The 13,194-nt window shown below is 70.5% G+C and carries 10 protein-coding genes; 2 read left to right on the top strand and 8 right to left on the bottom strand.

Features of this window, described 5'->3' with window-relative positions; translation table 11 throughout:
- The first annotated feature begins 92 nt into the window (after window positions 1-92).
- Window positions 93-2,267, top strand: a complete 2,175-nt coding sequence (locus KVY00_RS11155; protein ID WP_223043023.1) for an acyltransferase family protein — start codon at window positions 93-95, stop codon at window positions 2,265-2,267.
- Window positions 2,268-2,280: 13 nt separating this feature from the next.
- Here the strand turns inward: KVY00_RS11155 and KVY00_RS11150 are convergent, their stop codons facing one another.
- The 5 genes from KVY00_RS11150 to galE form a co-directional block, all read right to left on the bottom strand.
- A complete protein-coding gene (locus tag KVY00_RS11150) occupies window positions 2,281-3,141 on the bottom strand; it encodes a glycosyltransferase (RefSeq protein ID WP_223043022.1) in 861 nt (286 codons plus the stop codon).
- An 8-nt stretch (window positions 3,142-3,149) separates the two neighbouring features.
- On the bottom strand, window positions 3,150-4,124 hold the full coding sequence (locus KVY00_RS11145) for a glycosyltransferase (RefSeq protein WP_223043021.1): 975 nt from the start codon (window positions 4,122-4,124) through the stop codon (window positions 3,150-3,152).
- Window positions 4,125-4,251: 127 nt separating this feature from the next.
- Window positions 4,252-5,898 carry an LTA synthase family protein gene (locus KVY00_RS11140; RefSeq protein WP_223043020.1) on the bottom strand — a complete coding sequence of 549 codons (1,647 nt, stop codon included), beginning with the start codon at window positions 5,896-5,898 and terminating at the stop codon, window positions 4,252-4,254.
- A 74-nt stretch (window positions 5,899-5,972) separates the two neighbouring features.
- Window positions 5,973-7,382, bottom strand: a complete 1,410-nt coding sequence (locus KVY00_RS11135) for an LCP family protein (RefSeq protein WP_223043019.1) — start codon at window positions 7,380-7,382, stop codon at window positions 5,973-5,975.
- The gene (gene galE / locus KVY00_RS11130) at window positions 7,379-8,392 is read right to left on the bottom strand and encodes a UDP-glucose 4-epimerase GalE (RefSeq protein ID WP_223043018.1); all 1,014 of its coding nucleotides are present in this window, start codon (window positions 8,390-8,392) and stop codon (window positions 7,379-7,381) included. The genes KVY00_RS11135 and galE overlap by 4 nt, the downstream gene beginning before the upstream one ends.
- 187 nt (window positions 8,393-8,579) lie before the next feature.
- Here galE and KVY00_RS11125 point away from each other — a divergent pair, with 187 nt between their 5' ends.
- Window positions 8,580-9,701 (top strand): glycosyltransferase family protein, encoded by a 1,122-nt coding sequence (locus KVY00_RS11125; RefSeq protein WP_223043017.1) that lies wholly within the window; start codon window positions 8,580-8,582, stop codon window positions 9,699-9,701.
- A 3-nt stretch (window positions 9,702-9,704) separates the two neighbouring features.
- Here KVY00_RS11125 and KVY00_RS11120 read toward each other — a convergent pair whose 3' ends face one another.
- The 3 genes from KVY00_RS11120 to KVY00_RS11110 form a co-directional block, all read right to left on the bottom strand.
- Entirely contained in the window at window positions 9,705-10,928 is a 1,224-nt protein-coding gene (locus KVY00_RS11120) for an MFS transporter (RefSeq protein WP_255572613.1), read from the bottom strand.
- A gap of 12 nt (window positions 10,929-10,940) precedes the next feature.
- Complete coding sequence (gene purE / locus KVY00_RS11115; RefSeq protein WP_223043016.1) at window positions 10,941-11,453, bottom strand: 5-(carboxyamino)imidazole ribonucleotide mutase; 513 nt, start codon at window positions 11,451-11,453, stop codon at window positions 10,941-10,943.
- A 181-nt stretch (window positions 11,454-11,634) separates the two neighbouring features.
- Entirely contained in the window at window positions 11,635-13,194 is a 1,560-nt protein-coding gene (locus KVY00_RS11110) for a tripartite tricarboxylate transporter permease (protein ID WP_223043015.1), read from the bottom strand.

Below are 13,194 nucleotides of genomic sequence, written 5' to 3'. Positions count from 1 at the left end.
CTCCAGCAATTCTAGAGGTCCGCCGCAAGAGGACACCTCGGGGTCATTTCCGAGACACCGAACTGCCTCCGTCGCGGTGGTACCATCGGCTGATGCCCGAGACAGCAGCTGCGCCTATTTCGCGCATGCCGTCGTCTTCGCCGAAGCCCTCGTCCTCGCGCCCGCAGCTTCGCTACCGTCACGATATCGACGGGCTGCGCGCGGTCGCCGTGCTGCTGGTCGTGATCTACCACGTGTGGCTGGGCAGGGTGTCGGGCGGAGTCGACGCGTTCCTGATGATCTCCGCGTTCTTCCTCACCGGTTCCTTCGTGCGGCGTCTCGAGGTGGGCGCACCCCTCGCGATCGCCGGGCAGTGGATCCGCACGTTCAAGCGCCTGCTGCCCGCCGCGGTCGTGGTGATCACCGCCACCGTCATCGCCGGCACCTTCGTGCTCCCCGCCTCATCTCACCCCGCGCTGTGGCACCACGCCTGGGCGTCCCTCTTCTACTCCGAGAACTGGGCGCTCGCGTTCGAATCGGTCGACTACTACGCCGACACCGCGCTCGCGGGGCCGCTGCAGCATTTCTGGTCGCTATCGGTGCAGGGTCAGGTCTTCCTGCTCTGGCCGCTGCTCTTCGCAGTCATCGCGTTCGTACGCTGGACTTTCCGGCTGCGGAGCGTACGCGCGGTCGCTCTCGTCTTCTTCGCGCTGCTCTTCGCCGCGTCCCTCGCCTACTCGGTCATCACCACCCGAGACCACCAGCAGTTCGCCTACTTCGACACGGGCGCGAGGCTCTGGGAGTTCGCCGCGGGGTCCCTGCTCGCGGTCGTGCTGCCCTGGATCAGCCTGCCGCGCGGGCTCAGCGCGATCATCGGCTGGGTCGGCCTCGCGGCCTTGCTCGCCTGCGGCATGGTGCTCGACGTGCAGGGCGGCTTCCCCGGCTACCTCGCGCTGTGGCCGGTGCTCTCGGTCGCGGCGATCATCCTCGCGGGCACCCCGGAGGATCGCGGTCTCGGCCCCGCGGTGATCCTCGAGACCCGCCCCGTGCTCATGCTCGGCCGGGACGCCTATGCGCTGTACCTGGTCCACTGGCCGATCCTCGTGCTCACGCTCGTGAGCCGTCGAGGCGAGCCGCTCGGCTTCGTCGAGGGCCTGATCCTGATCCTCGTCTCCATCGTTCTCGCGCGCCTGCTCACGTGGGCGGTCGACTCCCCGCTCCGCCGGAGCCACTGGGCCAACAGCAGCAACCCCAGGGGCCTCCTGGTCATCGTGGTGTCGATCGCGCTCGTCGCGGGTCCGCTCACGGCCATCCAGTACTCGTCGGCGAAGCAGGCCGACGAGATCATCGCGGAGTCGGAATCAGGGTCTGCTGCGGACGACGAGCGAGAGCAGCCGAACCCCGGCGCCGCCGTGCTGCTTCCGGGGTGGGAAGGCGAAGTCGATCCCGATGCTCCCCGCCGCCCGCTGCCGCAAGAACTGGGCCGCCAGTGGGGAGGCCTGCCAGACGACTGCTCGAGCGGCGAGCTGCTGCCGCTGCCGCAGAGCGTCGAACTGTGCCGGCAGACGGAACCCGTCGATCGCCCCGCCCGCACCATCGTCGTCATCGGAAACTCTCACGCCCAGCAGTGGCTCGACCCCCTCGCGATCGCGGCCGAGCAGAGCGATTGGCACGCCGTCTCGTTCCTTTACGCGGCATGCGCCTTCGGCCTGCGCGACACGCAAGAGAGCGACGACGTCTTCCACAGCGCCGAGTGCCGGCAGTGGAACGAGGACGTGCTCGACCTCATCGAGGAGATCGACCCCGACGCCGTGCTCACGATCGGCGCCGCCACGGAACCCACCGACGCCGATCACCCGCAGGATGCGGGCGAGCGCGAGCACGTGCTCGACGGCGCCGACGAGTCCATCGAGCGGCTGCGGAAGATGGGCGTCCCGGTCGTGCTCATCCGCGACAATCCCCGGTTCACGTTCGACAGCTACCTGTGCGTCGAGCAGGCCGAAGATGCCGAGGAGTGCGGGGTGCAGCGCTCGCAGGCCCTGGCCGAGCGCAACCCGGCCGAGGAGCTGGCGGGCCCCGACGTGTTCACGCTCGACATGACCGACCTCATCTGCCCGGATGACACCTGCCCGGCGGTGATCGGCAACGTCAACGTGTACATGGACGACAACCACCTGAGCAGCCTCTACGCCGCGACCATGGCCCCTGAGCTGCAGGAGCGCCTGCAGCAGATCCTCGCGCAGATCCCGCCTTCGCGGGCCCAGTCGCCGGGGCTCACGACGCGCTGATCGGCCGACGCCGCTACTCCGCGGCGCGATCCCCCGGCAGCCCGCGCCCCACGAGTCCGCGGAACAGCACGCGCTTCAGCCGCGCGGGCATCAGACGATACGCGCCCTTCATCACGACGTTGCGCAGGTACTGGCCGCGCGTCACGAAGCCCATGCGCAGCATCTCTCGCTGCAGTCGCCACTCCGTGCGCGCCTCGGCCCACCCGCCGCGGCGCGCGAACGCCCCCGAGCCGACGCGGTAGGCGAGCAGCGGATCCGCGATGTTCTCCACGCGTGCGCCGCTGTCGATGAGCCGGATCCCCAACCAGTAGTCCTCCATCTTGCCGAAGGGGCGGTAGCGGCCGACGCGGTCGAGCGCCTCGACGCGGTACATCATCGTCGGGTGGTTGAACGGGTTGTGGGTGCGCGCGTGGTCGCGGATGCGCTGCGAGCCGACGGGCGGCACCCGGGTCGCGACGGGCTGCTCGGGATCGCTCTCGAACTCGACCATGCCCGTGCCCACGAGGTCGAAGCCCCGCTGCAGCAGCGCCCACTGGCGCTCGAAGCGGCCGGGCAGGGAGACGTCGTCGGCGTCCATCCGGGCCACGACGGGGTGCGAGCACGCGTCGAGACCGGCGTTGAGGGCCTCGGTGAGGCCCCGGTTCTCGGGGAGGCGCACGATGCGGGTCGGGATCGGGCTGTGCGCCTCGATCCGCGAGAGCTCGTCGGCCAGCGGCTCGGGCACCGGCCCGTCCTGCACGATCACGGCCTCGGCCGGACGCAGGCTCTGGCGATCCACCGATGACTCGAAGGCGAGCCGCAGGAACCCGGGATCGTCCCCCGCGTACACCGGGAGCAGCAGCGAGAAGTCGGCCTGCGGAGCGTTCTGCGCCATACGCTCGCCTAGCGGCCCGGCTTCGAGAGGCGCTCGACCTCGATCATCACGTCGACCGGCACCCCGGTGTCGCGCAGCACCTCGCGGGTCGAGCGCGGCGCGCGCAACCAGCCGTCGCGCCAGCCCCGTTTCAGGCAGTCGCGCAGCTGTGCGCGGTCGGACGAGGCGCGGAAGGTGCGCAGCCAGCGGCGGGCGGTCGCCCCGATGTAGAGCAGCTTCTCCCAGCCGTGGAGCGCCTTCGACAGGCGGAACACCCACAGCTTGTTGCGCACCTCGTAGTAGAACCGAGGGCCGGGATCGGCATCGCTCGACCCCCGCTTCGCGGTCTTGTGCGTGACGACCGAACCGGGCACGTACAGGCCCCGGGCGCCGCGCAGCAGGCGGGCCGAATACTCGAAGTCGTCGTTCCACAGGAAGTAGTCCGCGATAGGCAGCCCCTGCTCGCGCACCCGCGGCGCCCGGAGGAACGCCGAGACGAACGAGATCGACCGGATCTCCATGCAGCCGATCTCGGCGGCCCGGGCGCGCTCATCGGCGGAGGCCCGGATCTTCGCCTTCGGCGTGTTCATCGGGTGATCCTCGCCGTCGGTCCAGACGACGCGGGATCCCATCACCGCCAGGTCGTCCTGCCCGGTCGCGCAGTACCGCTCGTGAGCCGCGAGCGCGCCCGCGAGCGCGTCGGGGCCGGGCACGGTGTCATCATCCATCACCCATACCCAGTCGACATCGTCCTCGGCGACCGCGGCCGCGATGCCGGTCGCGAACCCGCCGGCCCCGCCGGTGTTCTCGATGAGCGGGATCAGCCGCGCCCGCGCGCCCCACGGCTCGAGCAGCTCGGCCGCGACCTCGCGGGATCCGTCGTCCGACGCGTTGTCGACCACTACGAGCCGGTCGACGGGACGGCTCTGCGCCGCGAGAGCCTGAAGCGATTCCCGCAGCAGCTCGCGTCGGTTGTAGGCGACCAGCACGGCCGTCACGTGCATGCGCACTCTCCTTCAGGATTCGAACCCGCCCAGTCTAACCGCTCGCCCGAGCAGGCCCCTGAGCGCGCGAGGTTGTTCCGAGGTCGTCATCCTGCGCGTGTGCTCGTCATCCTGCGGGCGCCGGCCGTCACTCGCCCCACAGCTCGCGGTAGAACTCCGCTGCGCGCGACTTCACGAGGGCGCGATACTCCTGCGCATCGAGATCGAGGATCGTGCCGGGCGGCACGTCCTCCGGCCCCGCGAGCGCCGACACCCCCACACCGGCCCGGTGATCCTCGAGCTCGATGCCCGCCAGCTCGATCAGCGTCGGGTACATGCTGAACTGGTCGATGTCGTCGCGCACGATCTCGACGCCCTCGGGGGTCCGGATCCGGTTGAAGATGGTGCGATCCTCGCGATCCTTCAACTCCTCCCAGAAGCTGCCGCCCTCGGCGATCATCTTCAGGTGGTCGCCCATCAGCACGACCGTGGTGTCCTCGAGCACCCCCGTCTCGTCGAGGTAATCGACGAACCCGGCGACCTGCTGCATCGAGCACGATGTGATCGAGGTCATCGCCACCTCGGTGTCCCAGTCGCAGTACTCGTAGACGCGCGGCCCCTCGTGCGTGTCGAGCGTCAGCATGGTCAGGTTGAAGGGCTGCTCCTGCTCGTGCAGCCGCGTCACCTCCTCACGCGCGCGCTCGAACAGCCGGCGGTCCGAGAGCCCCCAGTCGTCGCGCACCTCGGTCTCGCCGAGTTCGCGCCACTCCCGCAGGTCGTGCACCTCGTCGTAGCCGTGCGTCTCGAGAAAGCTGCCCTTGCCCGCGAAGCTCGCGTCGGCGCCGCCCATGAAGACGTTGCGGTACCCCTCGCGCGCGAGCACGTCGCCCAGGCAGGTGGCGCCCGGCAGGTAGCTCTCAGGGGTGGCCCCGTCGGCGCCGATGCTGTTGAGCGTCGTCGCGTCCGCGAGCGAGCCGGCGGTGCGCAGCGGGATCCCGCACTGCGTGCTCACGATGCCGGACATGGTCCAGCCCCCGCCGTCGTACTGCCGGAAGCTCGGGATCGAATCCCAGCCCGCGGTGGCCTGCTGCACCGGCTCGAGCATGTTCTTCTCGAAGGTGCGGTCGTCGGAGAAGGAGTCCTCGACGGACTCGAGGTAGATGACCACGAGGTTGCGTCGCTCCGACGCTCCGCTCGGGTCCGAGCGCATGCCCGGGCCGCCCTGGGTGTTCGCGGCCATCCCGTACCGCGGAACGACGTAGTAGTCGGCGAGGGTCGCCTCCCCCGAGGCCTCGCGCGCGTACGACTGCAGGTACGCTCCCGCCCCGATGGTGGAGCCGAAGGCCACGGCGCCGCCGACGGGCACGACCACGGCCAGCACAGCGGCGATCCCGCGCAGCAGCACCCGTCTGCAGCGGGGGCGCAGCACTCCGCCGCGCCGCAGCTCGCGCCGCGACTTCTCGCACAGCAGTGCGAGCACGAGCACGATGCCGGCCGGGATGAGCAGGATCGATACGACGGCGCCGCGCACGAGCCCGTCACCGCCCGCGCCCTCGCCGCCGGGGATGTTCATGAGCAGCTGGTCGACCGAGAGCGGCCCGAACGTGCGCAGCACCCACAGCGCCGCGCCGATCAGGATCGCCCCGGTCAGCACGAGCAGCCAGAAGCCGACGATGGCAACGCCCCAGAGGAGACGCGAACGGCGACTCGGGGCTGCCGGAGTCGCGGCGCTCAGCGGTTCTCCCTGCGCGGGCGGCGCCGTCGACGGAACGGCATCGCGGTCTTCACTCGTCACAGTGGCACGAGTTTACCGATCGTTCATCCGAGGCGGCTGGCCGCCCCGTGAGAAGGCGGAAGGACCGCCCTCGCCTACTCCGCGGACTCCTCCGGCGGCGACGCCTCGGCGATCCCCTGCGCCACGAGCTGCTGCACAGCGGCGTAATCGGGGGCCTCGGGATCGATCGCGGGCGGTACCAGCTCGACGTTCACCGGGCTGTGCTCGCGAGCCTTGGAGGCGAGGTCAACGAAGCGCCCGAGCATCGAGTCGGGGATGTCGGTCTGCACCAGCTGCGTGCCGGCCGAAGCGACCTCCTGGAAGCGCAGCAGCACATTGCTGGGATTCATCTGGTCGAGGATCGCCGCCTGCAGCTGGCGCTGACGCTCCATGCGCGCGTAGTCGCCGCCCGCCGAGCCGTAGCGGGAGCGCGCGAACCAGAGGGCGGTGTAGCCGTCGACGGTGTGCACGCCCGGCTCGATCCACCACTCCACGTCGACCAGCTCGCCCGTGTACTCGTCGATGCGGCCGCCCACGGGCAGCGGCTCGGGCACCTCGATCGTCACACCGCCGAGCGCGTCGATGAGGCTCTCGAAGGCGTCCATGTTCACCAGGACGTAGAACTGCACCTGCAGACCGGTCGCACCGGTCACCGCGTCCTTCGTCGCCTCGATGCCCGGCGAGGAGCCGCGCGACACCGCGTCGGGGTAGAGCTCGGGGTAGAACAGCTCTCCCTCGGCGTAGACGCCGTTGAGGATGCAGCGCTCGACCGCGCAGCCGCCCCAGTCGCCGAACTCGTTCGGCGCGACGCCGAATCCGTACGGGTGCATCTGCTGCATGGGAGACCCCTCGGCGAACGGCACCTCCGCGAGTTCGCGCGGCAGGCCGATGATCGCCGACTGGCCCGTCTTCGCGTCGACGCTCACCAGGGAGATGCTGTCCGGGCGCAGCCCCTCGCGATCGGCGCCCGCGTCGGTGCCGAGCAGCAGGATGTTGTAGCGGCCGTCGACCGGTTCCACCGCGGGGGCGCCCTGGAAGAGCCCGCTCAGCAGGCTGCGACCCGCCCCCACCGCCGAGCCGGCCCAGCCGGCTCCCGCGACCGGCACGAGGGTGAGGATCACCGAGAGGATCGCCACCGGGGCGCGCCAGTTGCGCGGCACCCGCACGAGCCGGGTCAGGCGCAGCGTGTCGATCCCGAGCACCAGCCAGAGCACCGCGTAGGCGAACAGCAGGATCTGCACCACGAGCAGCACGATGTCGTTCGTGAAGAACGACAGCGTCGCGACCCTCGCCACCAGCAGGCCGAGGAGCGCCACAACGCCGCCCGCGAGCAGCACGAAGGTCGCGATCAGCCCGAGCCGCCCCAGCCTGCGGCTGCCCGCGAGTACCTGCGCGCTGCCCGGCAGCAGGAACCCGAGCACGACGAGCCACCGGGCTCGCTTGCTCATCAGCGGCCCGGCTGAGAGATCGGGATTGCGCAGGGGCCGCTCGAGGTCGAGGCTCATGCGCCGTAGCCGCCCGGGTTGGCCGACTGCCAGGCCCACGAGTCCCGGCAGGCCTCGGCGAGGTCACGGGTCGTGCTCCAGCCGAGGCGCTCGTTCGCGCGGCGGGGATCGGCCACGACCTCGGCGACGTCGCCCGGCCGCGGCGGTGCGACGGCGTACGGCACCGGCCGCCCGGAGGCCTCCTCGAAGGCCCGCACCACCTCGAGCACGCTCGATCCGACGCCGGAGCCGAGGTTGTAGGTCTCGATGCCCGCCTCGATGCGCTCGAGCGCTGCGACGTGCCCCTCGGCGAGATCCATCACGTGAATGTAGTCGCGCACACCGGTGCCGTCGGGGGTCGGGTAGCTGTCGCCGAACACGCTGAGCTTCTCGCGCTTGCCGACCGCCACCTGCGCGATGAACGGCATGAGGTTGTTCGGGATCCCCGAGGGATCCTCGCCGATGCGCCCCGAGGGGTGCGCGCCGACCGGGTTGAAGTAGCGCAGCAGCACCGCCGCGAGCTCGGGCCATGCCGTGTGCGTGTCGCGGATGATCTGCTCGTTCATGAACTTCGACCAGCCGTAGGGATTGGTGAGGCCCACCCCCGCCCGATGCGACTCGTCGATGGGAGCCGTCTCGGGGTCGCCGTACACCGTGGCGGACGAGCTGAACACCAGCTTCTCGACGCCGCGCTCGCGCATGAGGTCGAGCAGCACGAGCGTCGAGTCGATGTTGACGCGGTAGTAGCGGGTGGGTTGCACCACCGATTCGCCGACCGACTTGAGCCCGGCGAAGTGGATGACGGCCTCGAAGTCGACGCCCGCGAGCGCGGCTGCGGCTGCTTCGCGGTCGGCGAGATCAGCCTCGATGATCGGGATCTCGCGCTCCGTCAGCTGCTCGACCCTGCGCACGGCTTCCGGGCTGCTGTTCGAGAAATCGTCGAGCACGACGACCTCGTGCCCGCGCTCGAGCAGCACCAGGGCGGTGTGGGAACCGATGTATCCGGCGCCGCCGGTCAGCAATACACGCATGCCCCTAGGTTACTGGGGCGAACCTGCGGGAGGCCGTCAGAAGGCCCCGAAGGTCACATTTTGGTTACGGCGACGCCTGACGCCCAACTCGCCCATGAGTCTCCCGGGTTTTCCCCGGGAGCCCTCAAGTAGCATGAGTCCAGACGCGTGCGGATCAGCCGCAGGGGACGCACTGAGGGGAGACGGTATGGCTACGCTGACCCTTATCGCAGAGCCCTTCCCCGACTGGGAGGCCCCCGCGCAGTCGGCTGCGGCGCGCGAGCTCGCAGACGCGGTCGCCGCCACCGCCCCGCGCAGCTGCAGCGCCCGCTTCCTCGTCGCCCGCGGCGGCGACCAGCCAGAGTTCCGCTCACCGCTGATCCGCGTCGACCAGCTGCCGATCCGGGCGAGCATGCTGCCCTACGTCTGGCAGAGCGGCACGACGGCCCGCCCGCTCGACGGCGAGTTCGTGCACGCCCTCACCCCGATGCTCCCGCTGCGCTCCCGCGGCGATGACGACGGCTCGCAGACCTCGGTCACAATTCCGCACATCCTCGCATGGGAGGCGCCGTCGCTGCTCGGCAGCACCCAGGCACGGCTCTTCAGGGCGTTCACGCGCCGCGCCGTCAAACTCGCCGACGTGCTGCTCACTCCGACGCACGCCACCGCGCGCGTGCTGCAGCGCCAGTACGGCGAGCACCTGCCCGTGCAGGTGCTCCCCCTCTCGCCGCCCGCTGAATACCTGGCAGGCGACGACGCGGCCGACCGGCGTGCCGCGCTCGAGCTCCCCGAGCGCTACGCGCTGACCACCGCGATGCCCGGCGAGTTCGGCCGCCTCGAGTGGCTGTTCGACGCGCTGCGCGCCGATCCCTCGCTCCCGACGCTGGTCGTGCTCGACGGGCTCGATCCCAGGCCCCCGGCGAACGGGAAGGAGAAGGAGCAGCGGGTCTCCGAAGTCGCCGTGCCTGCTGAGCTGCAGAACCGGGTGCTGGTGGTCAAGCCCCGCGAGCTCGCGGACGTCGGCGCCGTGCTCGGCGGGGCCTCTGTGCTGCTGCAGCCGCAGACCTACTCCGATACCGGATACACCGTGCTCGGTGCGCTCAGCGCCGGCGTGCCCGTGCTGCACGCCGACCAGGAGGCGACGGCCGAACTGGTGCTCGACGCCGGTGTTGCAGCCGAGGAGCCGGGCCCCTTCGCCGCCGAGTACAGTCGGCTCTTCCGCGACTCGGACGCACTCGCTCAGCTCTCGGTGCTCGCCCGCGACCGCGGCCGCAGCTTCAGCTGGCGCAGCGCGGCCTGGCAGCTGTGGGAGACGCACGCCAACCTCTGAGCCTCAGCGCCGGGGGTCGTCGACGGCGGCGATCCCGCCCCTCGACCGCGCGTACCACCACGCGATGAACGCCGCGAGCGCGGTCGCCGCCGCGACGAACCCCACGGTCGCCCACCATCCTCCGGCGCCGAACGCGAGGCCGCCGAGCCACCCGAGCACGCTCGAACCGGCGTAGTAGCCGAGGTTGTAGAGCGGCGGCGCGAGGCTGCGCCCGGCCCCGGCGCGCCGATTGATGAGCCCGCTCGCGATCGTGTGCGCGGCGAAGAATGCCCCGGTGAAGAGCACGAGGCCGACGACCACCACCGGCAGCACGCTCGAAAGAGTCAGCGCGAGCCCGGCGAGCATGATGCCCGCGCAGCCGACGAGCGTGCCGGTCGGAGGGATCCGCCGCGTAACGCCCCACACCCAGCGCGAAGACGCGGCGCCCGCGAGATACGCCAGGAAGATCCACGCCGTCTGCGCGAGCGAGAGCCCGAACGGCTCGTGCTGCAGCCGGAAGGCGAGGTAGTTGTACGTCGCGACGAAGCCGCCCATCAGCAGAAAGGCCTGCGCCACGAGCACCATCACACCCGGCGTGCGCAGATTGGCGAGGGTCGCGGCGAGGATCGGCAGCCCGCCGCGAGCGGGGACGGCGGTGGGCGGGATCCGCACGAGGAACACGACCGTGGCTGCGGCGGCGAGCACCGCGACCGTGCTCATGCCCCACCGCCAGTCGCCGTGATCCGCCACCACCGCCGCGAGAATACGGCCGACCAGCCCGCCGATCGTGGTGCCCGCGATATAGGTGCCCACCGCCGAGCCGAGCGCTCGCGGATGCACCGTCTCCCCGATGGCGGTCACCGCGATCGCCGCGAGACCGGCCAGCAGCAGCCCCTCCGTGAAGCGCGCCGCGATGAACCACGCAAAGCTCGGGATGAACGGGGTCGCCAGCCCCACGACCATGGCCGAGGCCATCGCGATCCGCATCGCCCGCACCCGCCCGATGCGGTCGGAGAGCCTCGCCCAGGGCAGCACGCCGATCGCCACCCCGATCGTCGCGGCTCCCACGGCCCACGACGACTGCCCGGCCGAGATGCCGAAGTCGCGGGCCAGATCCGGCAGTATGCCCTGCGGGGAATACATCTGCGCGAAGGTCGCGAGACCCGCGCAGAAGAGAGCGATCAGGGCGCGGCGATAGCGCGGGCTGCCGGCCTCGGCACGGAGATCTTCGCCGTCGGCTCCCGCCACGATGCGACCCGCCTATTCGGCCGCGATACGAGCCTGCAAGGCCGCGTTCTTGGTCTCCACCATGTCGGTGAGCTGCTGAGCATAGGCATCCAGCTGCCGCGCGAGATCGGGGTCGCTCGCGCCCAGGATGCGCGCTGCGAGCAGACCGGCGTTCTTCGCCCCGCCGATGCTGACCGTCGCCACGGGAATGCCGCCGGGCATCTGCACGATCGACAGCAGCGAGTCGAGCCCGTCGAGTTTCGCGAGCGGCACCGGCACGCCCACGACGGGCAGAGTGGTCATCGAGGCCACCATGCCGGGAAGGTGCGCCGCGCCGCCGGCCCCGGCGATGATCACGCGCAGGCCCCGGCCCGCGGCCTCGCGCGCGTAACTCACCATCTTCTCGGGGGTGCGGTGCGCGCTCACCACCTCGACCTCGTGCGCGATGCCGAAGTCCTTCAGCACCTGCACCGCATCGGCCATCACCGAGAAGTCGCTGTCACTGCCCATGATCACGCCGACGAGGGGCGCTGCGGTCTCGCTCATGGGGTCAATCGTAGCGGGCGATCCCTCCGCTCCTCCGCTTCTCCAGCCCTCCAGCCATCCAGCCTTCCAGCCCTCCACTTCTCCTCCTCTCCAAGTAGGAGATCCGCACCCAAACGGACGATAATCGAGCATTCGCCCGCGTGGGCGCGGATCTCCTAACCGAACACGTCGACGCGGCGCGCTAGCGTGCGTCCTCGGTCTCGGTCGCGACCACCCGGATCGCTTCCGTCTTCGCGGCGAGCGCCGCGCGCCGGCGGGCGCGCAGGTGTTGCACGGCCGAGACGATCAGCGCGATCGCCAGCAGGCTGTAGAGGCCGATGGTGAACGGCGAGCCCCAGAGCACCGACACGTCGCCTTCGGAGACGGCGAGCGCTCGGCGCAGCTCAGTCTCCGCGAGCGGTCCCAGCACGACCGCGATCATGACCGGGGCGAGCGGCACGCGGTAGCGCCGCATCACGAAGCCGAGCACTCCGACCGCGAACAGCACCCAGAGGTCGGTCACCGAAGAGCCGACGGCGTAGACGCCGAGCATGGCGAGAACGGTGATGCCGGCGTACAGGTAGTGCTCCGGCACATCGAGCAGCTTGCCCCACCAGCCGGCGAGGAAGAGGTTGAGCGCCAGCAGCACCACGAGTCCGATGAACAGGGAGGCGAGCAGCGTCCACACCAGATCGGCGTTGTTTGTGAACAGCAGCGGGCCGGGCTGCAGGCCGTACTGCTGGAAGGCCGCCAGCATGATCGCCGCGGTCGTAGACACGGGCAGGCCGAGCGCGAGCAGCGTTCCCATCGCGGTGCCAGTCGTCGCGTTGCCCGCAGCCTCGGGTGCCGCCAGACCGCGCAGCGAGCCGGTGGTGCCGAAGGTCGTGTCGCCGCGGCGCTTCGCGAGCGACTTCTCGGTGCCATATGCGAGGAACGTGGGCACCTCCGCTCCGCCCGCGGGGATGATACCGAACGGGAGCCCGAAGGCGGTTCCGCGCAGCCACGCCGGCAGCGTCGACTTGAAGTCGCTCCACGGCAGGAACACGCGCCTCTGCTGCTGAAGCTTCTGATGCGCTCCGCTGCGGGCCTTCGACGCCACGCTCAGCACCTCGCCGAGGGCGAGGAGTCCGACGGTGATCGTGACGATCGAGAAGCCGTCCAGCAGGTCGGGCACGCCGAACGTGAACCGCTCGGTGCCCGAGGGACCGTCGATGCCCACGAGCGTCAGTGCGAGGCCGATGCCGAGAGCGATGAGCCCCTTGACGACCGATTCCGATACCACGCTCGAGACCGCGAGGAACGCGAACACCGCGAGCGCGAAGTACTCGGCCGGGCCGAAGATCGTCGCCAGCTTCGTGAGATAGGGGATGAGGAAGACCGTGAGGATCGTGGCCAGCAGGCCGCCCACGAACGCGCCGATCGCCGCGGTCGCGAGCGCCTGCCCCGCCCTCCCGCTCTTGGCGAGGCGGTGCCCTTCGAACGTCGACGCGATCGCCGACGACTGCCCCGGGGTGTTGAGCAGGATCGCCGCGGTCGAGTCGCCAAACATGCCGCCGAAGTAAATGCCCGCGAACATGATGAACGCCGCGACCGGGTCGAGACTGAAGGTGACCGGCAGCAGCAGCGCCACGGCCATCGACGAGCCGAGGCCGGGCAGCACCCCCACGGCCGTCCCCATAACGGCGCCGATCAGAACCCAGAGCATGTTCATCGGCGTGATCGCCGACGCGAATCCCTGCATCAGCAGGTCGAGCTGTTCCAT

It is taken from the genome of Leucobacter tenebrionis (genome assembly GCF_019884725.1).
GTDB classification, from domain to species: Bacteria; Actinomycetota; Actinomycetes; order Actinomycetales; family Microbacteriaceae; genus Leucobacter; species Leucobacter tenebrionis.
The sequence above is the reverse complement of the archived record's forward strand: the minus strand, read 5'-3'. Positions and strand labels throughout refer to the sequence as shown.